The sequence below is a fragment of the Modestobacter sp. VKM Ac-2984 genome (assembly GCF_026967985.1).
Classification (GTDB): Bacteria; Actinomycetota; Actinomycetes; order Mycobacteriales; family Geodermatophilaceae; genus Modestobacter.
Window position 1 is genome coordinate 1 of the sequence record NZ_JAPVBJ010000008.1, and the last position, 25,741, is coordinate 25,741.

The 25,741-nt window shown below is 74.6% G+C and carries 23 protein-coding genes and 1 riboswitch; of the genes, 15 read left to right on the forward strand and 8 right to left on the reverse strand.

Features of this window, described 5'->3' with window-relative positions; translation table 11 throughout:
- Positions 1 to 78 precede the first annotated feature (78 nt).
- Entirely contained in the window at positions 79 to 480 is a 402-nt protein-coding gene (locus O2W16_RS16010; RefSeq protein WP_269159809.1) for a Rieske (2Fe-2S) protein, read from the reverse strand.
- Positions 481 to 524: 44 nt separating this feature from the next.
- On the reverse strand, positions 525 to 923 hold the full coding sequence (locus O2W16_RS16015; protein ID WP_269159810.1) for a DUF5313 family protein: 399 nt from the start codon (positions 921 to 923) through the stop codon (positions 525 to 527).
- A gap of 63 nt (positions 924 to 986) precedes the next feature.
- Here O2W16_RS16015 and rarD point away from each other — a divergent pair, with 63 nt between their 5' ends.
- From rarD to O2W16_RS16040, 5 genes are all read left to right on the forward strand, one after another.
- Positions 987 to 1,898 (forward strand): EamA family transporter RarD, encoded by a 912-nt coding sequence (gene rarD, locus O2W16_RS16020; RefSeq protein ID WP_269159811.1) that lies wholly within the window; start codon positions 987 to 989, stop codon positions 1,896 to 1,898.
- A gap of 153 nt (positions 1,899 to 2,051) precedes the next feature.
- On the forward strand, positions 2,052 to 2,453 hold the full coding sequence (locus O2W16_RS16025; protein ID WP_269159812.1) for a DUF3263 domain-containing protein: 402 nt from the start codon (positions 2,052 to 2,054) through the stop codon (positions 2,451 to 2,453).
- Positions 2,454 to 2,659: 206 nt separating this feature from the next.
- Complete coding sequence (locus O2W16_RS16030) at positions 2,660 to 4,027, forward strand: LytR C-terminal domain-containing protein (RefSeq protein WP_269159813.1); 1,368 nt, start codon at positions 2,660 to 2,662, stop codon at positions 4,025 to 4,027.
- A gap of 59 nt (positions 4,028 to 4,086) precedes the next feature.
- On the forward strand, positions 4,087 to 6,927 hold the full coding sequence (locus O2W16_RS16035) for an alpha/beta fold hydrolase (protein ID WP_269159814.1): 2,841 nt from the start codon (positions 4,087 to 4,089) through the stop codon (positions 6,925 to 6,927).
- Entirely contained in the window at positions 6,924 to 7,811 is an 888-nt protein-coding gene (locus O2W16_RS16040; RefSeq protein ID WP_269159815.1) for an ABC transporter permease, read from the forward strand. Before O2W16_RS16035 ends, O2W16_RS16040 begins: the two co-directional genes overlap by 4 nt.
- A 17-nt stretch (positions 7,812 to 7,828) precedes the next feature.
- Here O2W16_RS16040 and O2W16_RS16045 read toward each other — a convergent pair whose 3' ends face one another.
- Positions 7,829 to 8,650 carry an HAD family hydrolase gene (locus O2W16_RS16045; RefSeq protein WP_269159816.1) on the reverse strand — a complete coding sequence of 274 codons (822 nt, stop codon included), beginning with the start codon at positions 8,648 to 8,650 and terminating at the stop codon, positions 7,829 to 7,831.
- Between the two features lie 59 nt (positions 8,651 to 8,709).
- Positions 8,710 to 8,838: riboswitch (SAM riboswitch) on the forward strand.
- Between the two features lie 12 nt (positions 8,839 to 8,850).
- On the opposite strand from O2W16_RS16045, the gene thrC reads away from it, so the two are divergent.
- The 4 genes from thrC to O2W16_RS16065 all read left to right on the forward strand — a co-directional run bounded on the left by thrC (position 8,851) and on the right by O2W16_RS16065 (position 13,495).
- Entirely contained in the window at positions 8,851 to 10,152 is a 1,302-nt protein-coding gene (thrC, locus tag O2W16_RS16050) for a threonine synthase (protein ID WP_269159817.1), read from the forward strand.
- A 181-nt stretch (positions 10,153 to 10,333) separates the two neighbouring features.
- Positions 10,334 to 10,534 carry a cold-shock protein gene (locus O2W16_RS16055; protein ID WP_166753724.1) on the forward strand — a complete coding sequence of 67 codons (201 nt, stop codon included), beginning with the start codon at positions 10,334 to 10,336 and terminating at the stop codon, positions 10,532 to 10,534.
- A 264-nt stretch (positions 10,535 to 10,798) separates the two neighbouring features.
- Complete coding sequence (gene groL / locus O2W16_RS16060; RefSeq protein WP_269159818.1) at positions 10,799 to 12,430, forward strand: chaperonin GroEL; 1,632 nt, start codon at positions 10,799 to 10,801, stop codon at positions 12,428 to 12,430.
- Positions 12,431 to 12,649: 219 nt separating this feature from the next.
- Positions 12,650 to 13,495 carry a DUF72 domain-containing protein gene (locus tag O2W16_RS16065; RefSeq protein ID WP_269159819.1) on the forward strand — a complete coding sequence of 282 codons (846 nt, stop codon included), beginning with the start codon at positions 12,650 to 12,652 and terminating at the stop codon, positions 13,493 to 13,495.
- On the opposite strand, the gene O2W16_RS16070 is transcribed toward O2W16_RS16065, so the two are convergent.
- Positions 13,453 to 14,448, reverse strand: a complete 996-nt coding sequence (locus O2W16_RS16070; RefSeq protein WP_269159820.1) for a Gfo/Idh/MocA family protein — start codon at positions 14,446 to 14,448, stop codon at positions 13,453 to 13,455. The genes O2W16_RS16065 and O2W16_RS16070 overlap by 43 nt on opposite strands.
- Before the next feature lie 31 nt (positions 14,449 to 14,479).
- Here O2W16_RS16070 and O2W16_RS16075 point away from each other — a divergent pair, with 31 nt between their 5' ends.
- Positions 14,480 to 14,755, forward strand: a complete 276-nt coding sequence (locus tag O2W16_RS16075) for a DUF4031 domain-containing protein (protein ID WP_269159821.1) — start codon at positions 14,480 to 14,482, stop codon at positions 14,753 to 14,755.
- Here O2W16_RS16075 and O2W16_RS16080 read toward each other — a convergent pair.
- Positions 14,727 to 15,353: an HD domain-containing protein gene (locus O2W16_RS16080; protein ID WP_269159822.1), complete on the reverse strand. Its 627-nt coding sequence runs from the start codon at positions 15,351 to 15,353 to the stop codon at positions 14,727 to 14,729. The genes O2W16_RS16075 and O2W16_RS16080 overlap by 29 nt on opposite strands.
- A gap of 394 nt (positions 15,354 to 15,747) precedes the next feature.
- Positions 15,748 to 17,169 carry a glucose-6-phosphate dehydrogenase gene (locus O2W16_RS16085; protein WP_269159823.1) on the reverse strand — a complete coding sequence of 474 codons (1,422 nt, stop codon included), beginning with the start codon at positions 17,167 to 17,169 and terminating at the stop codon, positions 15,748 to 15,750.
- A gap of 229 nt (positions 17,170 to 17,398) precedes the next feature.
- On the opposite strand from O2W16_RS16085, the gene O2W16_RS16090 reads away from it, so the two are divergent.
- The 3 genes from O2W16_RS16090 (at position 17,399) to O2W16_RS16100 (ending at position 21,245) form a co-directional block, all read left to right on the forward strand.
- Positions 17,399 to 17,941, forward strand: a complete 543-nt coding sequence (locus O2W16_RS16090; protein WP_269159824.1) for a DUF7282 domain-containing protein — start codon at positions 17,399 to 17,401, stop codon at positions 17,939 to 17,941.
- 146 nt (positions 17,942 to 18,087) lie between these two features.
- On the forward strand, positions 18,088 to 18,219 hold the full coding sequence (locus O2W16_RS16095) for a hypothetical protein (protein WP_269159825.1): 132 nt from the start codon (positions 18,088 to 18,090) through the stop codon (positions 18,217 to 18,219).
- A gap of 44 nt (positions 18,220 to 18,263) precedes the next feature.
- Positions 18,264 to 21,245: an ATP-binding protein gene (locus tag O2W16_RS16100; RefSeq protein ID WP_269159826.1), complete on the forward strand. Its 2,982-nt coding sequence runs from the start codon at positions 18,264 to 18,266 to the stop codon at positions 21,243 to 21,245.
- A 53-nt stretch (positions 21,246 to 21,298) separates the two neighbouring features.
- Here the strand turns inward: O2W16_RS16100 and O2W16_RS16105 are convergent, their stop codons facing one another.
- Together O2W16_RS16105 and O2W16_RS16110 are read right to left on the reverse strand one after the other, a co-directional pair.
- Positions 21,299 to 21,631, reverse strand: coding sequence for a PspC domain-containing protein (locus tag O2W16_RS16105; RefSeq protein WP_269159827.1), 333 nt, complete (start codon positions 21,629 to 21,631; stop codon positions 21,299 to 21,301).
- Between the two features lie 181 nt (positions 21,632 to 21,812).
- The gene (locus O2W16_RS16110; RefSeq protein WP_269159828.1) at positions 21,813 to 23,588 is read right to left on the reverse strand and encodes a DEAD/DEAH box helicase; all 1,776 of its coding nucleotides are present in this window, start codon (positions 23,586 to 23,588) and stop codon (positions 21,813 to 21,815) included.
- A 228-nt stretch (positions 23,589 to 23,816) separates the two neighbouring features.
- Here O2W16_RS16110 and O2W16_RS16115 point away from each other — a divergent pair, with 228 nt between their 5' ends.
- On the forward strand, positions 23,817 to 24,383 hold the full coding sequence (locus O2W16_RS16115) for a GNAT family N-acetyltransferase (RefSeq protein ID WP_269159829.1): 567 nt from the start codon (positions 23,817 to 23,819) through the stop codon (positions 24,381 to 24,383).
- A gap of 109 nt (positions 24,384 to 24,492) precedes the next feature.
- A complete protein-coding gene (locus O2W16_RS16120) occupies positions 24,493 to 25,698 on the forward strand; it encodes an aminotransferase-like domain-containing protein (protein ID WP_269159830.1) in 1,206 nt (401 codons plus the stop codon).
- Positions 25,699 to 25,741 lie beyond the last annotated feature (43 nt).

The following is a 25,741-nucleotide window of genomic DNA, read 5'->3' on the forward strand; positions in this document are numbered from 1 at the left end:
AGCGCTACATCGCCCGCGAGCTCTACCGCCGCCTCGAAGCCGCCCCCTCACCCGCTTGACGATCCATAGGAGCGTCGGTCAGGTGAGCACGACGTCCGTGCCCCGCACCGCCACCCCGACCGCGGTCAGCGGCTCGGTGGCCGGCCCCTGCAGCACCTGGCCGGTGGCGGGGTCGAAGGCCGAGCCGTGGCAGGGACAGGCCAGTCCGTCGCCGGTGGCGCGCACCGTGCACCCCGCGTGCGGGCACTCGGCGTCGAAGGCGGCCACCGTGCCCGCCGACGGCTGGGTGACCAGCACGGCCCGTCCGTCGAGCGACACCTCGTAGCCGCCGCCGACCGGCACGTCGGCCAGCGCCACCACCGGGTCACCCGGTCCGGCACCGGTCACCTCGGGGAACTGCGGCCCGCGGGCGCAGGCGGCGACGCCGAGTGCGGCACCACCGGCGACGAGCAGCGACCGGCGGGAGAGGCAGGGGTGCACGGCGACATCCTCCCCGGCCGTGTCCCGCGGGCGGGGGGCCGCCGTCAGTCGAAGCTGCCGGCACCGCCCGAGCGGTACCGGGCCTGGCGCTCGATCCGCTCCCGCTCGGCCCGCTCGGCGCGTCTCGCGGCCGTCGTCCCCGGTGGCCAGCCGGCCTTCACCGCGCGGTGCTCGGTCGTCTCGGTCATGTAGGCAACCGAGAACAGCAACCCGATGACCACCCCGCCGAGGGTCGCGGTGAGCCGGATGTCGAAGGGGACGGGCGGGACCAGCAGGCACAGCAGCAGCACCGGGGCCAGCTGCACCATGGCGCGGGCCAGGTGCCGCCACACCCAGGTGCGCCGGGTCGTGTCCTCGAGCACCCAGTCCGACAGCGAGGGCGGCAGGCCACCGCCGTAGGCGTACCAGAGCCACTGGGCCGGGTTGGGGCGTCCCGCGTGCACGTCGCCCACGGTATGCCCGTGGGGCGCGGAGGAGGGCGGTGGCCGCGGGCGTACGGTGCGCCGGTGGACGAACGGCGCGTGGGGGTGCTCGCCGGGCTCGGCGCCTACTCCCTGTGGGGTGTGTTCCCGCTCTACTTCCCGCTGCTCGAGCCGGCCGGCGGGCTGGAGATCGTGGCGCACCGGGTGGTCTGGTCGTTGCTGTTCGTCGGCCTCCTGCTGACCGTCCGGCGGAACTGGACCCAGGTGCGGGCCGTGGTCACCGACCGGCGTGCCCTGCTCGTGCTCTCGGTCGCCGCCGTGTTGATCGCGGCGAACTGGCTCATCTACGTCTACGCGGTCAACTCGGGGCACGTCGTCGAGGCCTCACTCGGCTACTTCATCAACCCGCTGGTCAGCGTCCTGTTCGGCGTGCTCGTCTTCCGGGAGCGGCTGCGCCGGCTGCAGTGGGTCGCCGTCGGGATCGCCGTGGTGGCGGTCCTGGTGCTGACCGTCGACTACGGCCACCCGCCGTGGATCTCGCTCGCCCTGGCCGTCAGCTTCGGCCTCTACGGCCTGATGAAGAAGCTGGTCCGGGTCGACGCCGCGCCCGGCCTGTTCGTGGAGACGGCGGTGGTGTTCCTGCCGGCGCTGGCCGTCATCACGGTGATGGGCGCGCAGGGCGACGCCGCCTTCGGGACGGCGGGCCTGGGGCAGGCGCTCCTGCTGGCCAGCTCGGGGCTGGCCACCGCCGTCCCGCTGCTGCTGTTCGCCGCCGCCACCAGCCGGGTCCCGCTGTCGACGATCGGCCTGCTGCAGTACGTCACGCCGCTGATGCAGCTGTCCATCGGCGTCTTCGTCTACGACGAACCGATGCCGCCGGCCCGGCTCGTCGGGTTCGCCGTCGTCTGGCTCGCGCTGGCCGTCTTCACCGTCGACACGCTGCGCAACGCGCACAGCAACCGGCGGGCCGCCGCCCCGCTCCCGGCCGGCATCTGACCGGTCTGCACGGGCTGGCGACGCGCCCGGGTGTCCTGCTCCGCAGCCGCGGTGACGCGACTACCGTCGAGGGGTCCGGACCACCCCTGCCGGTGCCAGGCGCAGGCCCGGCCGACCCCCTTCCCCCGGAGGCAGGACCATGGAGGCAGGACCATGAGCGAGGACCCCGTGCAGCCCGTCGAGCCGGCGGCGGACGAGTGTCCGGCAGCAGTCGGGACCGACCCCGGGACGGCGCCGGGGACCGCAGCCGACGGGGCTGCTGTGACGAGCGGGACGCACGGGGACGACACGACTGTCGGTCTGCCCGCGCGAGAGCGGGAGATCCTGGCCTTCGAGCGTCAGTGGTGGCGCTTCCCGGGTGCCAAGGAAGCAGCCATCCGGGAGCGCTTCGGGATGACGTCCACCCGCTACTACCAGGTGCTCAACGCCCTGATAGACCGTCCGGAGGCCCTCGTCGCCGACCCGCTGCTGGTGCGTCGGCTGCGCCGGATGCGGGCCGGGCGGCAGCGTCAGCGCTCCGGCAGGGTCCTGGGCACGGACCTCCGTCGCGACTAGCCTGTCTCACTGTGGGGAGGCATGCGGCGCCGTTCGGTGAGGGAAGTCCGTCCGAGGCGACCCCGAGTCCGGGTCGCCGGCGCACCGACCCCGCGATCCAGCCCCCCACCGGGTCCGGCCGCCAGCACGCGCAGCCGGGCCAGCCCGCGCCCCGTCCGGTGACCCCCCGCGCCCCCCAGGGTCCCGGACCCGAGAGCGACACGGCGATGACCCTGCCGCGGCAGAGCCGGGCCGAGCGCCGGCGGGAGGGCCTGCTGCCCGCGGGTGAGGACCCGCTGCTCCGCCGCCCGGCCGGCCGGCCCAGCGCACCGCCCCCGGTCGGCGGACGACGGCGGACGGACCCCGCGACCGCGGAGGGCCGCCCCGCGGTCGCCGGTCCCCAGACGCCCGCGCCGCGGCCGGTGCCGCCGGTCTCGGGCCCGTTGACCGCCGCCACGCCGACCCCGCCCGCTCCGTTCGACTCCTCCCCGGTCGTCCCCGCCGTGGAGCCCCGCCGCGCGCTGCCGGCGCCCGCGCGTCCGGCGTCCGAGCCCGCGCGTCCGGCGTCCGAGCCCACGGGGCAGCGCGCCGAGCCCGCGGCGTGGCGCGTCGAGTCCACCGGTTCCACGGTGGCCCCGATGACGACGGGCATGCCGGCCTGGGCCGCCGAGCCCAGCGCACCACCGGCGGACGTCACCCAGCGGGTCTCCGGGGCGGTGCCGGAGGAGTCGGCGTGGGGCGCCGCACCGGCCGCCCCGGCAGCGCCTGTGGCCCCCCTGCGTGCGCCACAGCTGCCCGGGCGGGGGAGCGCCCCCGCCGGGCGCACTCCCACGCCCACCCCGGCCGTGCCCCGGCGCGCCGACGTGCGCACTCCCCGGGCCGAGCCGGCACCGGAGCAGGGGCCGCCGTCCGGTCCGGCGCGGCGGGCCGTCGACGTCCCCGTGGGTGGCCGGGCAGCCGCGCGGCTGGAGCGGCAGGCCGCCGAGGCCGCCCGGAAGAAGGAGGGACGGCGCGCTGCGCCGCCGGCCCGCCCCGAGGCCGTGCCGGCCCGCCCCGGCCCCGGGGACCTGCACACCGACGAGGTGCCCCGTGGCCCGCGCCGCGGGGTGCAGGGCCTGCTCGCCGTCGTCGTCCTCACCCTCGTGGTGCTGGGCGTCTGGACGTTCACCGGGCCCGGCACCGAGGAGACCTCGGCGCAGACCCCGCTGCCGACCGCCAGCGAACCGGCGCCCGCGGTCTCGTCGGTGCCGGAGAGCGTGCCGGCGCCGGAGGCGGTCTCCGCGGAGCCGGTGGGGCCGGTGTTCGCGCCGGTCACGGTGCTGAACAGCACCAGCATCACCGGGCTGGCCGGCAGCATCGGCGACCAGTTCGCCGCAGCCGGCTGGGAGGTGATCGGCACCGCGGGCTCGCCGGTCAGCGACGTGGCGACCACCACGGTCTACTACAGCGAGGGCGACACGGTGCAGCAGCAGGCCGCGGCCCAGCTGGTCGAGCAGTTCCCCGACGTCACCGGCCCCGTCGCGCGCTACTTCGAGGTCCCCGGCGTCGCCGACCCCGGCCTCGTCGTGGTCGCCACCGGCAACTGGCGGCCCTGACCCACCGCGACGCGGCCGGCTCGCGGAACTCGGGGACCGTGCCGTCCGTTGCCGCCCACGTGCGCACCGCTCCCGGGCCGGCGCGGATCGGCTCGCGCCTCGGCGCCCAGCCGGTGCTCGCCGCCCTGATCGTCCTCCTGCTGGCCCTCCCCGCCCTCGCCGTCGTCCTCGCCGGCACCGACCGGCCCGCCCGGGCCGCCGAGGACGTGACGACCGAGGAGGCTCGGGTCCCCTCCGGCGAGGGCGCTGACGCCGTCGAGCTGGACACCACGCTGTACCTGCCCGACACGCCCGGCCCCGCGCCGGCCGTCCTCCTCGCCCACGGCTTCGGCGGCAGCAAGCAGTCGGTCGCTGCCGACGCGCGCCAGCTGGCCCGCCGCGGGTTCGTGGTGCTGACCTGGTCCGCGCGGGGCTTCGGCACCAGCAGCGGGCAGATCGGCCTCAACGACCCGCGCTACGAGGTCGCCGACGTCAGCACCCTGATCGACCTCCTCGCGACGCGGGACGACGTCGTCCTCGACGCCGCCGGTGACCCGCGGGTGGGCGTCGCCGGGGCGTCCTACGGCGGTGCGGTCTCCCTGCTGGCGGCCGCCTACGACCCGCGCATCGACGCGATCGCGCCGCAGATCACCTGGAACTCGCTGACCACGGCCTTCTTCCCCGACCAGGCCGCCGTCGTCGGCGCCGGCACCCCCGCCGACGTGCCGCGCACCGACGACGCCGGGGTCTTCAAGCGGACCTGGGCCGGGCTGTTCTTCGGCAGCGGTTCGCTGCCCACCGGCGACGGGCGCCCGGGGGTCGGTGGCGACGGTGCGGCGCCCCTGGCCGACGGCCTCGACCCGGCGGCCGTGCAGGCGCTGACCTGCGGGCGCTTCCGGGCCGACATCTGCGCGGCCTACGAGACGGCCGCCTCGACCGGCGAGCTCAGCCCCGAGGTCGCTGCCGTCCTGGAGCGGAGCAGCCCGGCGGGCGTGCTCGACCGGATCACCGCACCCACGCTGCTGCTGCAGGGCACCCAGGACTCGCTGTTCGGGCTGGGCGAGGCCGACGCCAACGCCCGGGGCATCGCCGCCACCGGCACGGACGTCCGCATGGTCTGGTTCGCCGGCGGCCACGACGTCTCGCCCTCCCGCCGGGTCACCGCGGAGTTGCGGGACGAGGTCGCCGACTGGTTCGAGATCCACCTCGCCGGCGCCGACGGCGACACCGGCGGCTTCCGCTACCCGGCCCCCACCGGCCTGGGCAGCGGGGTCGGCCGGGTCCAGGGCGGCTCGCAGACGGTCTCCGTCGACGAGTACCCGGGCCTGGCCGACGGCGAGCCCGTCGAGAGCCGGGTGCTCGAGCTGGCCGGCCCCACCCAGCCGGTGGTCACGCCGGCCGGCGGCAGCCCGGCCGCGCTCACCACCATCCCCGGCCTCGGCTCCGTCGGCGCCGCACTCGCCGGGACCACGCTGGAGATCCCGGGGCAGTTCGCCGCCTTCGAGAGCCCGGAGCTCACCGAGGCCATCGAGGTGGTCGGGGCGCCGACCACCACCCTCGCCGTGTCGGCGCCGGACGGGACGGCGACGATGTTCGCCAAGCTCTACGACGTCGCGCCCGACGGCACGACGACCCTGCCCAGCGGACTGGTCGCGCCGCTGGAGCTGACCGGGCTGTCCACCGACCCGGCGGCCCCGTCCGAGGTGCCGGTGACCCTCCCGCCGATCGTCCACCGGTTCGAGGCCGGCCACACCCTGCGGGTGGTCGTCTCCTCCACCGACCAGGCGTTCGCCCTGCCCGCGTCCTCGGAGGTCTCCACCGTCGGCCTGGCCGAGGGTGCGGAGCTGGCCGCCCCGGTGGTGCCGGGTGAGGTGCAGGCCACCGCCGGCTCGGCCCGCTGGTGGGTGCTGCTCGCCGTCCTGGCCGCGCTCGGGGCGCTGGGCTGGCTGGCCGCCGTCCTGGTCGGCCGGCGCCGGCGGCGGCGCGTGTCGGTGTCCGCGCCGGACGGGGAGGACGTGCCGCTGCGCTTCGAGGGGGTCACCAAGGCCTACGGGGACGGGTTCGTCGCCGTCCGGGACCTCTCCTTCGAGGTGCGCCGCGGCCAGGTCCTCGGCCTGCTCGGCCCGAACGGGGCGGGGAAGACGACGTCGCTGCGGATGCTCATGGGGCTGATCCGCCCGACCGAGGGCCGGATCGAGGTGTTCGGCCACGCCGCCGGGCCCGGTGCGCCCGTGCTGTCCCGGCTGGGGTCGTTCGTGGAGGGCACCGGCCTGCAGCCGCACCTCAGCGGGCGGGACAACCTCACCCTCTACTGGGCCGCCACCGGCCGGCCGCTGGCCGACGCCCACCTGGAGGAGGCCATCGAGATCGCCGGGCTGGGCGTCGCCCTGGACAAGCGGGTGCGCAGCTACAGCCAGGGGATGCGGCAGCGGGTCGCCATCGCCCAGGCGATGCTCGGCCTGCCCGACCTGCTGGTGCTCGACGAGCCGACCAACGGGCTGGACCCGCCGCAGATCCACGCGATGCGCGAGGTGCTGCGGTCCTACGCCGAGACCGGCCGCACGGTGATCATCTCCAGCCACCTGCTGTCGGAGATCGAGCAGACCTGCAGCCACGTCGTGGTCATGGCCAAGGGGCAGAAGATCGTCCAGGGCACGGTCGAGGAGATCGTCGGCACCGGGGGAGCGGTGCTGGTCGGGCTGGCCGATCCGGCCGACACCGACCGGGCGGTCGCCGTCCTGTCCGGGCTGCCCGGGGTCGGTGAGGTGGAGCGGAGCACGGAGGGCCTGGTCGTGGACCTCGGTCCGACCACCCGCGCGGTCGCGCTGACCGCGCTGGTCGAGGCCGGCATCGGGGTCGACCAGCTCACGCCGCGCCGCCGCCTGGAGGACGCGTTCCTGTCACTGGTGGGGGAGTCATGAGCCGAGCTGGGTCCGAGGTCGCGGCGGCGCCGCAGGCGACGGGAGCGGCGGCGGGGTACCGGCCGGAGCGGACGCTGCGGCTGGGCGTCGAGCTGCGCCGTCAGTTCAAGCGCCGCCGCACCCTCGGTGTGTTCGCGCTGATGGCGGCGCTGCCGCTGATCCTGATCGGCGCCCTGCAGCTGGGCGGCACCGAGGAGGCGGAGGAGAACAGCCGGATCAACCTGGTGGACGTCGCCTCGTCGAGCGGGCTGAACCTCACCCTGTTCACCCTCTTCGCCACCACCGGCTTCTTCCTGGTCGTCGTCTTCGCGCTGTTCTTCGGCGACACGGTGGCCAGCGAGGCGTCCTGGGGGTCGCTGCGCTACGCGCTGGCCACGCCGGTGCCGCGGGCCCGGCTGCTGCGGCAGAAGTGGCTGGCCGCGCTGGTCCTGTCGGTCGGCGCGATGGTGCTGCTGGTCGTCGTCGCCGTGGTCGCCGGCGGGATCGCCTTCGGCTTCGGCGACGTGCAGACCCCGATCGGGGTCGCGCTGGACCAGGGGACGGCGCTGCTCCGGCTGGCCGGGATGGTCGGCTACCTCGCCGTCCACCTGCTCGTGGTGGGCACCCTGGCGTTCTGGCTGTCCACGGTCACCGACGCGCCGCTGGCCGCGGTCGGCGGGGCGGTGTTCAGCACGGTCGTGTTCGCGGTGCTGGAGCAGGTCGAGCAGCTGGGCGGGATCCGCGACTGGTTCCCGACCGCGTTCAACTACGCCTGGACCGACCTGCTGCAGACCCCGGTCGACTCCGGGGACCTGTTCCGCGGCGTGATCCAGGGGCTCGTCTACTCGGCGGTCTTCACCGCGCTGGCCTTCTGGCAGTTCTCCCGCAAGGACGTCACCAGCTGATCCCCTGCTGAGCGGGCCTACAGGCTGGCCAGCACCGCCTGGGCCCAGCCCTCGCCCATCGGGGCGTCGGTGACCCGGGCGTTGGGGACGGCGTCGAGCCGGGCCGCCATGCCATCGACCGCAGCCCCGTTCGCGGTCACCCACAGCCGGCCGACCGCCGGGGCCATCTCCAGGTCGCTCACGCTGTCGCCGACGGCCACGGCGTCGGAGGCGGTCAGCCCGCGGCGGGCGAGGTCCCAGCTGATCGCGGCGCCCTTGGAGATCCCCCGCGGCATCAGGTGGTAGACGTGCGGCGGCAGGGCCTCGGCGTCCAGCGTCATCCGCGCGGTGGCCGGGACCGCGCCGTTGTCGTTGAGCGTCAGCCAGCCCCACCCCCGCTCGGCCAGCCAGGTGTCGACCGCTGCGGCGTCGACCCGGCCACGCAGCAGGGCGTCGGCGGAGTGGGTCGCGTGCCAGGGGTCGTGCCACTCCAGCCGGCCGCGGTGCGCGGCGACCAGCGCGTCGACGATGCCGAGCTCGGTCAGCACGTCCATCGGCGTCCGGCCGGCGAACTGCGCGGGCAGGTCGCCGGTGAGCAGGTGGGTCTCCCGGCCGCCGTGCCAGCTGACCAGCGAGCCCAGCTCGGCGATCGCGCCGTCGACGGCGAAGATCCTGCCGGCTTCCAGCAGCTGCGCGTGGGTGCGGCCGCTGACCAGCACCAGCGCCACACCAGCCCGGTGCAGCTCGAGCAGCGCGGCGGCGGGGGAGGCGGTCAGCTCCCGGTCGGCGGTGTGCCAGAAGGAGCCGCGCGGGCCCACCATCGTGCCGTCCAGATCGGTGTAGACGATGCGCGTGGCCACCGCTCCATCCTGGCGGTGCCGCACCGGCGGACGGACCCCGGGTAGAGTGACCTCCGTTCCACTCATCCAGAGGGGCAGAGGGACACGGCCCGCTGAAGCCCCGGCAACCGCGACCTGCGCGCATGCGCAGCGTGAGGTGCCAATTCCGTCCCGCGCGGCTCGACGGCCCGGCGCGGGGAAGATGAGGAGGTAGTCGTCGAATGACCCTGACCGCTCCCGGTTCCGCCCAGGCAGACTCCAGCGCCGGTGGACAGATCGCCCCCAACCCGGCCCGTGGCCTGGTCTGTCGCAACTGCGGCGCCACCTTCGGGCTCATCGCCGAGCACGCCTGTGCGGAGTGCTTCGGCCCGCTGGAGGTCGACTACGACCCCGAGCTCATGCGCGCGGTGACCCGTGAGCAGATCGAGGCCGGGCCGCAGAACATCTGGCGCTACGTGGCCCTGCTCCCGGTGGGGCACGACCCGGCCGCCCGGGTCAGCCTCGACCCGGGCATGACCCCGCTCGTGCGCGCCGACCGGCTGGCCGCCGAGCTCGGCCTCACCGGTGGGCTCTGGGTGAAGGACGACTCGGCCAACCCGACCCACTCGTTCAAGGACCGGGTGGTGAGCCTGGCCGCGACCGCGGCGAAGAGCTTCGGCTACACCAAGATCGCCTGCGCCTCGACCGGCAACCTGGCCAACTCCGTCGCCGCGCACGCCGCACGGATGGGGCTGCCCTCCTTCGTCTTCGTGCCCAGCGACCTCGAGCCGGGCAAGATCACCCAGTCGGCGGTCTACGGCCAGGCCCTGGTGGCCGTCGAGGGGTCCTACGACGACGTCAACCGGCTGACCAGCGAGCTCGCCGAGACCGACGAGTTCGAGGACACCGCCTTCGTCAACCAGAACGTCCGGCCGTACTACGCCGAGGGTTCCAAGACGATGGGCTACGAGATCGCCGAGCAGCTGGGCTGGCGGATCCCGGCGCAGGTGGTCATCCCGATGGCGTCGGGCTCGCTGCTCACCAAGGTCGACAAGGCCTGGCGGGAGCTGGTCGCGGCCGGCATCGTCGCCGACACCGAGTGGAAGGTCTTCGGCGCCCAGTCGGCCGGCTGCGACCCGATCGCCACCGCCTTCGACAACGGCTGGGACGTCGTCAAGCCGGTCAAGCCCACCGGGATCGCCAAGTCGCTGAACATCGGAAACCCGGCCGACGGCCCGTACGCGCTGGACGCCATCCGGCGCACCGGCGGCTCGGTCGGCCGGGTCGGGGACGACGAGATCGTGCAGGGCATCCGGGACCTGGCCCGCACCACCGGCGTCTTCGCCGAGACCGCCGGCGGGGTGACCACCGCGGTGCTGCGGCAGCTGGTCGACAAGGGGCTGATCGACCCGACGCAGGAGGTCGTCGTCCTCAACACCGGGGAGGGGCTGAAGACCCTCGACCCGCTGCTGTCGGTGGTCGGCCCCTCGCACCACGTGCAGCCGTCGCTGAAGTCGCTGCGCGAGGCCGGCCTCATCGCCTAGCAGGTGCGCTCGCTCCTATCACACGGGCGGGGGATGTGCAGGGCTGTGTCCGTGAGCTGGGACACCCGTTCCTGTACCGTTCCGCGCGGTTCGAGTTCCACGTTCGTGTTCGGCGGGCGGAAGAGCGAGACCCGGCTCCTCGAGTCTCCAGGGGTCGTCCGCACGGAACGTGGGAGCACACGTGGCACAGGGCACCGTGAAGTGGTTCAACGCCGAGAAGGGCTTCGGCTTCATCGCCGTCGACGGCGGCCAGGACGTCTTCGTCCACTACTCGGCCATCCAGATGGACGGCTACAAGAGCCTCGAAGAGGGCCAGCGGGTCAGCTTCGAGGTCGTCCAGGGCGAGAAGGGCCCGCAGGCGGACGCGGTGCAGAGCGCCTGATCCGGTCAGCACCACGAGGCCCGGTCCCCGGTCGGGGGCCGGGCCTCGCTGCGTCCCTGACCGGTGGGCGTCGACCCCCCCTTCTTGCACTCGCCTGGGTCGAGTGCCAGACTTTGGGCTGGCACTCGGGCTACCTGAGTGCCAACCAGGTCGGAACGGTGAGGCACCGGCACGTGGACCGCAGGAGCGTTCACGCCACGGTGTCGTCCGTCGCGGGCGCCGGACCTGACCAGCCAGCGATCCACGCATGGAGGACATCACCACATGGCCAAGATGATCGCGTTCGATGAAGAGGCTCGCCGCGGTCTCGAGCGGGGCATGAACATCCTCGCCGACGCCGTCAAGGTGACCCTGGGGCCGAAGGGCCGCAACGTCGTTCTGGAGAAGAAGTGGGGCGCTCCCACCATCACCAACGACGGTGTGAGCATCGCCAAGGAGATCGAGCTCGAGGACCCGTACGAGAAGATCGGGGCCGAGCTCGTCAAGGAGGTCGCCAAGAAGACCGACGACGTCGCGGGTGACGGCACCACCACCGCCACCGTGCTCGCCCAGGCCCTCGTCCGCGAGGGGCTGCGCAACGTCGCCGCCGGCGCCAACCCGATGGCCCTGAAGAAGGGCATCGAGAAGGCCGTCGCCTCGGTCTCGGAGTACCTCCTCTCGACCGCCAAGGACGTCGAGACCAAGGAGCAGATCGCGGCCACCGCCTCGATCTCTGCCGCTGACCCCGCCATCGGCGAGCTCATCGCCGAGGCGATGGACAAGGTCGGCAAGGAAGGTGTCATCACCGTCGAGGAGAGCAACACCTTCGGCCTTGAGCTCGAGCTCACCGAGGGCATGCGCTTCGACAAGGGTCACCTGTCGGCCTACTTCGTGACCGACACCGACCGCATGGAGACCGTGCTCGAGGACCCGTACATCCTGGTCCTCAACAGCAAGATCTCCACGGTCAAGGACCTGCTCCCGCTGCTGGAGAAGGTCATGCAGTCCGGCAAGCCGCTGGCGATCATCGCCGAGGACGTCGAGGGCGAGGCCCTCGCGACCCTGGTGGTCAACAAGATCCGCGGCACCTTCAAGTCGGTCGCCGTCAAGGCCCCCGGCTTCGGTGACCGCCGCAAGGCCATGCTGGGCGACATCGCGATCCTCACCGGTGGTCAGGTCATCAGCGAGGAGGTCGGCCTCAAGCTGGACACCGCCGACCTGTCCCTGCTGGGCCGGGCGCGCAAGTTCGTCACCACCAAGGACGAGACGACCATCATCGAGGGCGCTGGTGACGCCGACCAGATCCAGGGTCGCGTCAACCAGATCCGCGCCGAGATCGAGAAGTCGGACTCCGACTACGACCGCGAGAAGCTCCAGGAGCGCCTGGCCAAGCTGGCCGGTGGCGTCGCCGTCATCAAGGCCGGCGCCGCGACCGAGGTCGAGCTCAAGGAGCGCAAGCACCGCATCGAGGACGCGGTGCGCAACGCCAAGGCCGCCGTCGAGGAGGGCATCGTCGCCGGTGGTGGCGTCGCTCTCGCGCAGGCCACGGCCGTCGCGTTCGACAAGCTCGACCTCGAGGGCGACGAGGCGACCGGTGCCAACATCGTGCGCGTCGCGCTCGAGGCCCCGCTGAAGCAGATCGCCATCAACGCCGGCCTCGAGGGCGGCGTCGTGGCGGAGAAGGTCCGCAACTCCGAGACCGGCTGGGGCCTCAACGCCGCCACCGGCGAGTACGTGGACCTGATCGCGGCCGGCATCATCGACCCGGCCAAGGTCACCCGCTCGGCGCTGCAGAACGCCGCCTCCATCGCGGCGCTCTTCCTCACCACCGAGGCCGTCATCGCCGACAAGCCGGAGAAGAACGCCCCGGCCATGGCCGGTGGCGGCGACGGCGGCATGGGCGGCATGGACTTCTGAGTCCACACCGCTCAGCGTCCAGCTGAGCACTGCACCACCAGCACTGCCCGGCAGGGGCGGTCCCGCACTCGCGGGGCCGCCCCTGTCGGCGTTCCCGGCCCGCTCGCCGGGTGATCACCACGGCTGGTGGCGGTCACCGGGTCGGGGAGGCCGCGCTCAGCCCGTGGTGATCACCGATCCGTGCGAGTCGCCCGCGGCGGAGCAGGGTAGGCGGCTGCGGTGACGGTGGTGATCGGGACGTCGGGCTGGCAGTACCGCGACTGGCGCGGCCGCTTCTACCCGCCAGTGCTGCCGCAACGGCTCTGGCTGGAACACCACGCCGAGCACTTCGCCACCGTGGAGAGCAACAACGCCTTCTACCGGCTGCCCGAGCGGGCCACCTTCGAGCGGTGGCGGGAACGCACCCCGCCGGACCACCGGTGGTCGGTGAAGGCATCCCGGTTCCTCACCCACCTGAAGCGGCTGCGGGAGCCGGCCGAGCCCGTCGCCCGGCTGATGGACCGCGTGGCCGGCCTGGGCGACCGGCTGGACGTCGTCCTGCTGCAGCTGCCCCCCACGCTGCAGGCCGACGTCGAGCTGCTCAGCGAGTGCCTCGGCCAGTTCCCGGCGGGCACCCGGGTCGCGGTGGAGCCGCGGCACGAGAGCTGGTGGACCGACGAGGTGCGCGGCCTGCTCGAGCGGTACCAGGCGGCGCTGTGCTGGGCCGACCGCGCCGAGCAGCCGATCGCCCCGCTGTGGCGGACCGCCGAGTGGGGCTACCTGCGGCTGCACACCGGCGCCGACGGCTGGGACTACCGCCCGGAGACGTTGCAGCTGTGGGCCGAGCGGGTCCAGGACACCTATGCCGACGACGACGTCCTGACGTACTTCAACAACGACCCCGGCGGCGCCGCCACCCGTGACGCGGTCACCTTCGCCGACGCCGTCCGGGCCGCCGGCGGCACGCACACGCGGGTGCCCACGGCGGCCCAGGCCAGCGGCGCGGCCTGGCCGCCGAAGCCGCCACCCAGGACGCCGGCCCATCAGAGGGCGGCAGGGTCCTCGACGAACGTCACGCCCAGCTGACCAGCGGCCTGCTCGAGCACCGACTGCACGGCGAGGGTGTCGGCCAGCGGCATCACCGCGCTCTCGGTCCGCCCGGCCCGCAGGCACTCCGTGACCTCGATCAGCTCGTGGGAGTAGCCGCCGCCGAGCTGGGGGAGGGTGATCTCCTCGGCCTCCGCACCGGCCCGGTGCAGCACGATCGTCTGCGGGTGGTGGAAGCGGGGGAGGACGTCGATCCAGCCCGCCGTCCCGAAGACCCGCGCCTGCCCGGGGAGGGCGTTGCGCAGCGAGGTCATCAGCGTCGCCGACCGGCCGTCGGCGTACCCGAGCAGCAGCGAGGCCTCGGCGTCCACGCCGGTCTCGAACAGCGAGCCGGTGGCGGTCACGGTGTCCGGGTCGCCGAGCAGCATCTGGGCGAAGGAGACGACGTAGACGCCGAGGTCCAGCAGCGCGCCGCCCCCGAGCTCCTTGGCGAACAGCCGGTCGGTGGGGTCGAAGGCACGGGACACGCCCAGGTCGGCCTGCACGGAGCGGACCTCGCCGATCGCCCCGTCCGCGATCAGCTCGCACGCCCGGACGACGGCCGGCTGGAACCGCGTCCACATCGCCTCCATCGCGAAGACGCCGGACCCGCGTGCCGCGTCCACCACCTCGGTGGCCCCGGCGACGGTGGCGGTGAACGACTTCTCCACCAGCAGGGCCTTGCCGGCCTTGATGGCGCCGAGGGAGACGGCGTGGTGCTGCGGGTGCGGGGTGGCGATGTAGAGGACGTCGACGTCCGGGTCGGCCAGGACCTCGGCGTAGGACCCGTGCGCCCGGTCGATGCCGTGCCGGCCGGCGAAGGCCTGCGCGCGCTCCAGCGAGCGGGAGGCGACGGCGACCGCCCGCGCGCCCTCGACGTGGGCGAAGTCCTTCACCACCTGCTCGGCGATGCGGCCCGGCCCGACGACTCCCCAGCGGATCTCCTCAGTCACGCCCTGACCGTAGCCGGGGCACACTGTCGGAGTGGCACTGCTGATCGACACCCCCGTCTGGCCGTGGCGGGGCCGGCGGTGGTCGCACCTGGTCAGCGACACCGGCTACGACGAGCTGCACGCCTTCGTGGCCGAGCACCTGGGCATCCCGCGCCGGGCGTTCCAGGGCGACCACTACGACGTCCCCGAGGAGCTGTACGCCGAGGCCGTCGCCGCGGGCGCCGAACCGGTCGGCTCCCGTGAGCTGCTGCAGCGGCTGCTCGCCGCCGGCCTGCGGATCAGGAAGAACGCGCGCGCAGCAGGGTGAGCTCGGCGGTGAGGTTCGCCCGGGCCGGGGCGGTCCACCGTTCGGCCGCCACCGGCACCCGGAACAGCTCCGGCAGCGCGAGCAGCTGCTCCAGCACGGCGATCCGTCCGGCGGTGAAGTCGGCGTCGGAGAGGTGGCCGTACTCGGCGCGCACCGCGGACGCGTAGCTGGCGTAGGCCGCCGGCGGGCTGGCCAGCACCGCGAGGTCGGCGTCGCAGAGCACCGCGCCGTTGGCGTCGTCCGGCTCGGGGTCGTGCCCGGCGGTCAGCAGCACCAGCCGCTCGACCTCGGTGACCCTGGCCTCGTCCACCAGCCCCAGCAGTCCGATCCGCGCCCGCGCGGCGCTGACCTCCTCGTTGTCGCTGCGCTGCGGCTCGTAGGCGACGTCGTGGTACCAGGCGGCCAGCCGGACGGCGACCGGGTCGACGGCGTGCCCCGCCAGCTCGTCGACGATGCCGAGCACCGCCGCCAGGTGCGCGAGGTCGTGGTAACTGCGGTGCGGCTCGGACCAGGCGCCGACGACGGCGGCCCACTCGGTGCGCGAGGTGGGGGAGTCGTCGACCAGCGCCGTCCACGCGTCGAAGTCCACGCCGCTCATGCGCCGGAGTCTGGCACGCCGTCGGGGTGCCCCGGCCAGTCGCTCGGACTGAGGTCCTCGCCACGTGTGTCTGGCCGGACGGCACGGGTACGGTGGAGGACGTCCGGGCCGGGCGACCTGTGTCCCCGGGCTCCACTAGATAACTGCCGCCGTGGAATACCGCTCCGACCTCGGTCGGGGGCTGGAGCCGCGGATGTGCAAACCGCCGCGAGGCGACCAGCGTCCGGTCCGGACCTCAACGCAGAACGGCCCCTCTCCGTAGGAGAGGGGCCGTTCTGCGCTCAGGCCCCCGTGCAGGGGCCCGCCGCGAGCCTGCGAGCGGTGGGGGTCAGGCCCCGTCCCGAGGCTCGCCCCGAGCGTGCGAGGGGCGAGGAGGACGGGGTCCTTCGACCTTCTACTCGGTCTTGCCCAGCAGCCAGCCGTGCTCGCCGGCCAGCGCATTGGCCGCCACCGGCCCCCAGGAACCCGGGGCGTAAGAGTGCACCTCGGGGCGGTGGTCCAGCACCGGCTGCAGCGCCCGCCAGGTCTGGGCCAGGCCCTCGCTGGTGGTGAACAGCGACCGGTCGCCGACCAGGACGTCGTGGATCAGGGAGACGTAGGGCGCCAGCGGCCGGCCCCCGGGCACCTTCGACAGGTCCAGCGACACCCGCGCCGGGGCCATCGCCAGGTCCGGGCCGGGGCGCTTGGCCATGATGTCCACGTCGAGGGAACCGGCACCGGCCAGGGACAGCGAGATGACGTTGCCGTTCGGCGGCACGTCGTGCACTGGGCCCTTCGGGCGGTGCAGCACCAGGCTCACCCGCTGCTGCTTGTCGGACAGTCGCTTGCCTGTGCGCAGCAGGAACGGCACGCCGCGCCACCGGCCGGAGTCGATGAACAGCCGGGCCGCCACGAACGTGTCGGTCTGGCTGTCGTCGGGCACGCCGTCCAGCTCCCGGTAGCCCTCGAACTGCCCGAGGACCACGTCCTCCGGCGCGAGCGGGCGGAAGTGCTTCAGCACCGACTCGCGCGCGGAGAGGATGTCGTCGGCGGAGAAGCTGACCGGCGGCTCCATCGCGACCTCGGCGGCGACCTGGAAGAGGTGGGTGACCAGCATGTCCAGGGTCGCGCCGGTGGCGTCGTAGAAGTCGGCGCGGTCGGCCACGTCGAGGTCCTCGGGGACGTCGATCTGCACCTGGGCCACGTGCTCGCGGCTCCAGATGTGCTCGAACAGCGTGTTGGCGAACCGCGCCACGTGCAGGTCCTGGGTGCCCTCCTTGCCCAGGAAGTGGTCGATCCGGAAGACCTGCTCCTCGTCGAGCACCGAGTGGACGACGGCGTCCAGCTCACGGAAGGCCTCGGGGGAGTCACCGAAGGGCTTCTCGTAGACGACGCGGGCGCCCTCGGCCAGCCCGTGCGCGCCCAGGGCGTGGGTGTAGTCGGTGAACGCCTTGGGCGGCAGGGAGAGGTAGTGCACCAGCTGGGCGTCCTCGCCGAGCTCCTTGCGGGCGTCGGCCACCGCGTCGACCAGCTCCCCGGGGTCGTCGGCGGTGAAGCCGCCGCCGGCGAACCGCAGCCGGCCGCAGAACTCCTCCCACGGGCCCTGGTCCGGGTCCGGCCCGAACTCCTCCAGGCTGCCGCGGACGTGCTCGACGAACTCCTCGTCGGAGCGCTCGCCGCGGCCGCTGCCGATCAGCCGCCAGTCGTCGGGCAGCAGCCCGTGCTGGGCGAGCTCGAAGAAGGCCGGCAGCACCATCCGGCGGGCCAGGTCGCCGGTCGCGCCGTAGAGCACGAACACAGTCGGGGTCAGGTCGTTCGTCGTCCCGTCGTCAGGCACGGGGGCTCCTCTCGGGCACGGGCCGGACCACGCGGTGGTCCGGTCCTCGTCGGCCCGTGCGCCGGTGCACGGTGTCCTGGTGATGTGCCCACGGTCCGTGTACGCGCACCGTGGGCATGTGTTCTGCATGAGACCACGCGCAGCGCTGCTTTGTTCCCCTCGTGCTGAACGGCTGCGGCCAGGAGGGAACCGAGCCGAGCACGGCGTGCCGTGAACTGCCGTACGCCGCGTGTCGTCCCTCGCGGAGCGGGGCACGACGCCGGGCATGACCATGTCCCGCCGAGCCCTGTGGGCCGTCCCCGCCGTCCTCGTCCTGTCCGCCTGTTCGGGCGGCGAGGGTGCGCCGGCCGGCGACGCGCCGCCGTCGTCGCCGGCCACCTCGGGGGCGACGACGATGGCGCCGGGCGGGGAGTCGGGCAGCGGCACCATGGCCGGCCTGGAGTTCCAGGACCAGGCCGGCGCCGGGGACGACGTGGTCGTCTCGACGGTGAACGCGCCCGGTGGCGGGTTCGTCGTCATCAGTGCCGAGGGTGAGGTGCTGGGCGCCACGCGGCTGCAGGTGGGCACCACCCCGGACGTCGCGGTGGAGCTGGACCCGGCGCTGACCGAGGACACCGAGCTGACCGCCACCCTCTACGCGGACACCGACGCCGACGGGGAGTTCGACCCGGCCGTCGACGAGCCGGTGCCCGCACCGGTGGACGCCACCGACGACGAGGTCGAGGAGCCGGGCGACGTCGTCGAGGCGGAAGCCACGTACACCGTGGGCTGACCGCTGGCCCGGGGACACCGGCTGAGGCCCCTCAGACGCCGGCCGGTCACGGGCCGGCCCAGGACTGCGTGGTCGCCCGATGTGCCGGGCACCCCCTCAGGACGACCGTTCTCCTCGTTCGACCAGGACGACACGAGGAGACGGTCATGGCGATGCACTATCCGAACCCGGCGCTGGAAGCAGAGATCGCCTACCGGCAGGAGCTGGTCCGGGCGGCGTCCCGGCGGGACGGGAGCCGCCGCGGCTCCTGGTTCGGCAGCCGGCGGCGGCCCCGCTGACCGGCCCGGCGCCGCTGTCGGTGGGCTCTGCCACCATCGGCGCCGTGCCGCGCTGGGAGGACCCCCCGCTCATCGGCCGGGCCACCGAACTGGCCCGGCTGATGACGCACGTCGACCAGGCGGTCGAGGGGCGTCCGTCCGCCGTCCTGGTGGCCGGTGATGCCGGGGTCGGCAAGACCCGGCTGCTGGACGAGCTGAGCCGCCAGGCCACCGTGCGCGGCGCACGCGTGCTCACCGGGCACTGCGTCGACCTCGGCGACGTCGGCCTGCCGTACCTGCCCTTCGTCGACCTGCTGCGGCCGGTCGTCGCCGACCCGGAGCTGGCGCCGGTGCTGGCCCGGCACCCGGTGCTGGCCGGCCCGCTCACCGGTGGGCCGGGTGCCCTGGTGCCCGACAGCGCCGCTGCGGAGCTGGGCCGCTCTCTGCCGCGGTCGGTGCTCCGCCCGCCGGAGGACGACGGCCGCCTCCAGCTGTTCGAATCGGTGGCCGCCCTGCTCGGCGAGCTGGCCACCCAGCAGCCCCTTCTCGTCGTGCTGGAGGACCTGCACTGGGCCGACCGGTCCAGCCGGGACCTGTTGCGCTACCTGCTGGCCCGGCTGGTCGACCGTCAGGTCGGCGAACCGGTCACCGTCGTCGCCTCCTACCGCGCCGACGACCTGCACCGCCGGCACCCGCTGCGTCCGCTGCTCGCCGAGCTGGTCCGGCTCCCCGGGGTCGAGCGGCTGCAGCTCGACCCGCTGCCGGACGCCGACGTGGAGCAGCTGGTCCGCCGGCTGGCCGCCGACTCCGGGCGGACCTCCGCGGCGACCGTCGAGGACGTCGTCGCCCGAGCCGAGGGCAACGCCTTCTACGCCGAGGAGCTGGTCGCCGCGGGGCGGGCCGGGGAGGTCCTCCCGGGTGGGCTGTCCGACGTCCTGCTGGCCCGCGTCGAGCAGGTGAGCCCGGCCGCTCAGCAGGTGCTGCGGGTGGCCGCCGTCGCCGGTCGCCAGGTGCGGCACGAGCTGGTCGCCGCCGTCTCCTGGAAGAGCCCGGAGGAGACGGAGCAGGCGCTGACCGAGGCGGTGCACCACCACCTGCTGGTGGTCTCCGACGACGGCCGCTACCGGTTCCGGCACGCCCTGCTGCGGGAGGCGGTGCTGGCCGATCTGTTGCCCGGGGAGCGGGTGCGGCTGCACGCCGCCGTCGCCACGCACCTGGCCACCCAGCCGGATGCGGGCACGGCCGCCGAACGGGCCCACCACCTGCGGGAGAGCAACGACCTGCCCGGTGCGCTGGCCGCGTCCCTGGAGGCGGCGGACGCCGCCCGCCGGGTGGGCGCCCCGGCCGAGCAGCTGCAGCACCTGGAGGCGGTGCTCGCCCTGTGGACGGCGGTGCCCGAGGCGGCCGAGCGGGCCGGTCGTCCGCAGTGGGCGGTGCTGCTGGACACCGCGGCGGCGGCCCGCGCGGTCGGGGACCTGCACCGTGCCGTGGCGCTGCTGCGCTCGGCCCAGGAGCTGCTGGGCGCCGACGGCGACCCCGAGGCGCGGGCCCGGGTGCACTACACCCTCGCCCAGGTGCTCGGCCGGATCGAGGAGGCGGCCGAGGCCCACCGGGAGAGCAGCGTGGCGATGCAGCTGGTGCCGGCCCAGCCGCCCTCGGTGGTGCGCACCTGGGCGGCGGCGACCCATGCCCGCACCAGCTACAGCCTGGGGCTGGTGGCCGAGGCGGACACGGCCGCGGAGGAGGCGCTGGCCGCGGCCGACGCCCTCGGCCTGGACAGCGCGTGGGCCGACACCGCCGTGTCGCTGGCCCGGGGGTCGGGCACCGGGGACCGGGCCGCGGTGCGGGCCCGGTTCGCGGAGGCCCGGGCACGCGCGCAGCGGTCCGGCGACGCCGACGTCGAGATGCGGGTGTGGTTCAGCCAGGCGATCACCGCGCACGACGCCGGGGAGGTGAGGGAGGCGCTGCAGCTCGCCACCGCCGGGCTGGCCCGAGCCCGTGCGCTGGGCGTCGAGTGGTCGTTCTACGGCGCCGAGCTGCGGCACCTGCAGGTGCTGGCCCGCTACGTCCTCGGTGACTGGGACGGCAGCCTGGCCGCGGCCGACGCGCTGGCCCGGGTGCCCGACATGGCCGCCCACGTGCGCGCCGACGGGCTGCTGGTGCTGGTCGGGCGGGGTGACCCGCGGGCCGGGGAGCGGCTGGGCTGGGCGCAGGGGCCGGCCGCCCGCTGGGACAACCACGTGCTGCTGATGCTGGCCACGGTGGCGGCGGAGATCGAGCTGGCCGGCCAGGCCGGGGACGCGGCGACGGCGGGGGAGCGCGCCCGCTGGGCCGATCGCCGGCTGCGGGAGCTGTGGGGGGAGGAGCGGCTCGCCTCGGTGCGGCTGGTGGCCACTGCGCTGGCGGCGGTCGCCGACGCGGCCACCTCGGCCCGCCGGACCGGGGACGAGGCGGCCGTGGCCCGCTGGGTGGCGGAGGCCGCGGAGCTGGCCGAGACCGGCCGGTCGGCGGCCGCGGTGCAGTACCCGACCGGGATCGAGGCGCGCGCCTGGGGCACGCGGCTGGCGGCCGAACTGGCCCGGGTGCGCGGCGAGGCCGCGGTGGAGCTCTGGCGGCAGGCGGTCGAGGAGTTCGGCTACGGGCACGTGTACGAGCAGGCCCGCTGCCGGTTCCGGCTGGCCGAGGCGCTGCTCGCCGGCGACGAGCGACCTGCCGCGGCGGCCGAGCTGGTGGCCGCGCACGAGGTGGCCGTGCAGCTGGCGGCGGGGCCGTTGCGGACGGCGATCGAGGCCTTGGCCCGCCGGGGGCGGCTGGAGCTCCCCGGGGTGCCGACGGCGGCGACCACCGTCTTCACCCCGCGCGAGACGGAGGTGCTGGCGCTCGTCGCCCAGGGCCGCACCAACCGGCAGATCGGCGCGGAGCTGTTCATCAGCGAGAAGACCGCCAGCGTGCACGTCAGCAACATCCTGGCGAAGCTCGGCGCCTCCGGCCGCACCGAGGCGGTCGCCCTCGCCGCCGCCCGCGGCCTGCTCCCCTCCCACAGTTGATCATCGGCGAACGGCTGCGCCCGGCGGCGTGTCACCCAGCCGTTCGCCGATGATCAACGCGCGATGTCCGCGTTCGGCCGGGTGAACCGGGCGCGGAGCCGCTCGACCCACTCGTCGAGCAGGTTGGTGCGGTCGGCGGGACCGGCGGGTGCGGCCGGCATCAGCAGCCAGAGCACGAGGTAGACCGCCACCCCCGAGCCACCGGCCAGCGTGAGCGCGACGAAGCCCACCCGCCACAGCAGTACGTCGATCCCGGTGTGCCGGGCCAGCCCGCTGGAGACGCCCCCGAGCCAGAGGTCGGTGCGGCTCCGCCGCAGCGGCGGGCGGACGGTCTCGGTGCCCGGGGTCTCGGTCTGGATGGCCTCGGTGCGCGCGGTCTCGGTCATGACCTGAGCCTGCGCGCTGCGGCGTCCCCGCGGCATCGGGGAAGACCCGGATCCGTCCCTGGTCTTGCGCTGAGCGTCGGTCGGGGTGCCGGCCGGTTGAGTGCGCAGTCGTGGTCGTCGACACGGGGCGACACGCCGGGCCGAGCGACCACAACTGCTCAGTCGAGCGGGGGAGCGCCCGTCAGAGCATGGTGCGGAGGCGCTCGCGGCGGGCGCGGAGGACGTCGACCGACGCCGAGGCCGAGGGCGGCCCGGGCACCGACTGGCGCAGCTGGGTGTGCACCACGGCCTGCGGCTGGGACGTCTTCGCGGCGACGCGGTTGACCAGCCGGTTGATCTCCCGGCGGAGCTCCGTGGCGTCGCGCCAGGAGCGGCCGGCCTCCTCCTCCTCGGGGTGGTCCTCGACGACCATGAAGTCGTCGTCCCCCCGTGCGTGCGAGGCGGCGATCCGGATCCGCAGCTCGTCGTCCCGCTTGGCCAGCAGCTCGGCGGTCTGCGCCGGGGTGAGCAGCCCGGGGATGCCCAGGAAGTCCTCCGCGTCGGCCTCCAGCGGCACCACCGCAGGGGAGCCCTCGCCGGTGTGCGCCGTCCCGCTGGACAGCAGGTGCGCGAACCGGGCGTCGGCCTCCAGCGCCTCCCACTGCTTCATCTCGCCCTCGCGCGGCTCCCGCGGCGGCAGGTCGAGCGCCTCCAGCTCCTCGTCGGGCTGGCTCTTCGGCGGCGGCATGACGTGGTTGCGCTGCTCCTCCATCGACGCGGCCAGCGACAGCAGCGGGCGCACGGCAGGGAGGAAGACGGTCGCCGACTCGTGCGGCGCCCGGGCACGCACGACGCGGCCGACGGCCTGGGCGAAGAACAGCGGCGTCCGGTAGGAGGTCATCCAGGCCAGGACGGCGGCGCGCGGCACGTCGACGCCCTCGGAGACCATCCGCACGCAGACCGCGATCCGGGCGCCGCCCTTGTTGAACTTCTCGATCTTCTTCGACGCCTTGGGGTCGTCGGAGAGGATCAGCTCCGGCGCCTTGCCGGTCACCCGGCGGACGATCTTGGCGTACTCACGGGCGTCGTCCTGGTCGCTGGCCAGCACCAGCCCGGCGGCGTCGGGCATGCCGCCCTCCTCGCGGAGGTGGGTGATCCGGTCGTCCATCGCGGCGATCACGTGCGGCACCCACTGGCCCTTGGGGTCCAGCGCGGTGCGCCACGCCTGCATCTCCACCGAGCGGGTGCCGGCCTCGCTCAGCGACGCGGCGACGACCTCGCCGGCGGAGTTCCGCCAGCGGGACGTGCCCGTGTAGGCCGCGAAGACGACGGGACGGACGACGCTGTCGGCCAGCGCCTCCTTGTAGCCGTAGGTGAAGTCGGCCGTCGACATCAGGCCGCCCTGGCCCTCGAACCCGTCCTCCACGTACTTCACGAAGGGGATGCGCTCGTCGGCCTTGGTGCGGAACGGCGTCCCGGTCAGGCACAGCCGGCGGGCCGCCCGGCCGTAGGCCTCCTCGACCGCCTCACCCCAGGACAGGCCGTCGCCGGCGTGGTGCACCTCGTCCAGGATGACCAGCGTCTTGACCGTGGTCGCACGCGCTGCGTGCAGCATCGGCTTGCCGGCGACCTGGGCGTAGGTGGTCACGTAGCCCTGCGTGCCGGCGCGCACCGGGCCGACGGCGTTGGTCAGGTTCGGGTCGAGCACGATGCCCATCGCGTCGGCGGCGTCGGCCCACTGCATGCGCAGGTGGTCGGTCGGGCAGACCACGATCACCCGGGCGACCTCGCGCTTGGCGAGCAGCCGGGCGGCCAGGGTCAGGGCGAACGTGGTCTTCCCGGCACCCGGCGTCGCGGTGACCAGGAAGTCCTTCGGGGACTCCTCCTCGTACTTGCCGAGGGCCGCCTGCTGCCAGGCCCGGAGCGGTCGGCTGTTCGTCTGCGGGGCCCGGGCCGCCGCCTGTGTCGCAGTCGCCATGTCGGGGCCCATTCTGGTCGGCGGGGGAGCAACACGCCCAACCGGGTACCTCCGGCGCGCCCCGTGCGGCAGGGCGTATGGGGAACCGCTGCCAGGCCGCTGAGCTGGACGTTCGTCGGATCGCCCGGCTGACTGTGGCGCTCGTCATGCTCGGGCGGGACCGGCCCGTCACGCCCCACCGGTCCCGCCGCTCCCCACCGTCCCGGCGGTCGCTGGGAGACTCCGCCGGTGCGTGATCGGACCGACCTGTCCCTGTCCTGGCTGCCCTGCCCTGAGGCGGTGTCGGAGCAGCTGCGTGCCGAGCTGACGGCGTGCTGGCGGGACGTCGCCAACGCCGGGGGAGCGGTCGGGTTCGCCCAACAGCTGCCGGTCACCGACGACGTCGTCCGCGCGGCCGTGGACGACACCGTGGCCGGCCTCGGCGCCGGCCGGCTGCTGGTCGCCCGCCGGGACGGCGAACTGGCCGGCTGGCTGCTGCTCACCACCAACGCCGACCCGGTGCGCGCCCACTGGGGCCGGGTGACCCGGGTGATGACCGCGCTGTCCGCTCGGGGCAGCGGTGCGGGGCGGGCGCTGATGACCGAGCTCGGCCGCGCCGCCCGGGAGGACCTCGGCCTGGACCGGCTGCGGCTGCGGCTGGAGGTGCGGGGCGGGACCGGGTACGAGGCCTTCTACGCCCGGTTCGGCTGGCAGGTGATCGGTCGCTGGCCCGGCGCCCTGGCGGTCACCCCGGAGGACCGGCGTGACGAGTTGCTCATGTCCCTGACGCTGACGGAGGCGCCCGGCGCGTCGTAAGGTGGGGGTGGCCCCTTGACCAGGAGGCCCCTCGGCGCGGATCCGGGCGGGACACCCCCCGCCCCCCAGCGCCACTTCCCCTCACTGCGCCGTGCCTCCTGGAGCCCTCGTGTCTGCTGCCGTCCTCGCCCCGCCCGTCCCTGCGCTCGCCCAGCGGCTCGCCGGGGTCGCCAGTTCCCCGGTCCGTGAGCTGCTGGCCCTGCTCGACCGGCCGCAGGTCATCTCCTTCGCCGGTGGGCTGCCCGCCCCCGAGCTGTTCGACCTGGACGGCGTCCGCGCCGCCTACGACGCCGTGCTGTGGAGCCCGCACGCCCGCCGCGCGCTGCAGTACGCCCCGACCGAGGGCGACCGCCAGCTGCGGGCCCGGGTGGCCGGCCGGCTGAGCGCGCGCGGGATGTTCAGCTCCGTCGACGACCTGCTGGTCACCTCGGGCTCGCAGCAGGCCCTCACCCTGCTGGCGACCGCGCTGGTCGACCCGGGGGCGGTCGTGCTGGTCGAGGACCCGACGTACCTGGCCGCGCTGCAGTGTTTCCAGCTGGCCGGCGCCCGCGTCGTCCCGGTGGCCACCGACGGGGACGGCATGGACCCCGACGCGCTGGAGGAGGCGATCCGGCGGGAACGGCCGGCGCTGGTCTACCTGGTCCCGACGTTCGCCAACCCGACCGGCCGGACCATGCCCGCCGACCGGCGCGCCGAGGTCGTGGCGCTCACCGAGCGGCACGGGGTCTGGCTGGTCGAGGACGACCCCTACGGAGAGCTGCGCTACCGGGGTGCCGACGTCGCGCCGCTGGCCGCCCAGCCGGGCGCCGACGGCCACGTCGTCCACGTCGGCAGCTTCTCCAAGATCGCCGCTCCCGGGCTGCGGCTGGGCTGGCTGCGCGCGCCGTCCCGGCTGCTGCCGGCGCTGACCGTCGCCAAGCAGGCGGCCGACCTGCACACCTCGACGATCGACCAGGCGGCCGCGGCGGTGTGGTTCGGCACGGCCGACGTCGAGACCCACCTCGCCCGGCTGCGGACGGCCTACCGGCGGCGGCGGGACGCGATGGTCGACGCGCTGCCGGCGGCCCTGCCGGCCGGCAGCACCTGGACCGAGCCGGACGGCGGCATGTTCGTCTGGGTCCGGCTGCCCCGCGGCGTGGACACCGCCGAGCTGCTGCCGCGGGCGCTCGCCGCCGACGTCGCGTTCGTGCCGGGGGCCTCCTTCTACGCCGGCATCCCGGACCGGGCGACGCTGCGGCTGTCGTTCACCACGCACAAGCCGGAGCGGATCGCCGAGGGCATGGCCCGGCTGGGCACCGTCCTGCGCGGCTGCTGAGGCCTCGCGGCGAACGAGGAACGCCCCGTCGCTGGGTCCCCGG

Excerpts from the sequence above, each read along its gene's own strand:
- O2W16_RS16025 (WP_269159812.1), top strand. The coding sequence starts at position 2,052 with ATGAGCGAGGACCCCGTGCAGCCCGTCGAGCCGGCGGCGGACGAGTGT.
- O2W16_RS16030 (WP_269159813.1), top strand. The coding sequence starts at position 2,660 with ATGACCCTGCCGCGGCAGAGCCGGGCCGAGCGCCGGCGGGAGGGCCTG.
- O2W16_RS16040 (WP_269159815.1), top strand. The coding sequence starts at position 6,924 with ATGAGCCGAGCTGGGTCCGAGGTCGCGGCGGCGCCGCAGGCGACGGGA.
- thrC (WP_269159817.1), top strand. The coding sequence starts at position 8,851 with ATGACCCTGACCGCTCCCGGTTCCGCCCAGGCAGACTCCAGCGCCGGT.
- groL (WP_269159818.1), top strand. The coding sequence starts at position 10,799 with ATGGCCAAGATGATCGCGTTCGATGAAGAGGCTCGCCGCGGTCTCGAG.
- O2W16_RS16080 (WP_269159822.1), bottom strand. The coding sequence starts at position 15,353 with ATGAGCGGCGTGGACTTCGACGCGTGGACGGCGCTGGTCGACGACTCC.
- O2W16_RS16095 (WP_269159825.1), top strand. The coding sequence starts at position 18,088 with ATGGCGATGCACTATCCGAACCCGGCGCTGGAAGCAGAGATCGCCTAC.
- O2W16_RS16105 (WP_269159827.1), bottom strand. The coding sequence starts at position 21,631 with ATGACCGAGACCGCGCGCACCGAGGCCATCCAGACCGAGACCCCGGGC.
- O2W16_RS16110 (WP_269159828.1), bottom strand. The coding sequence starts at position 23,588 with ATGGCGACTGCGACACAGGCGGCGGCCCGGGCCCCGCAGACGAACAGC.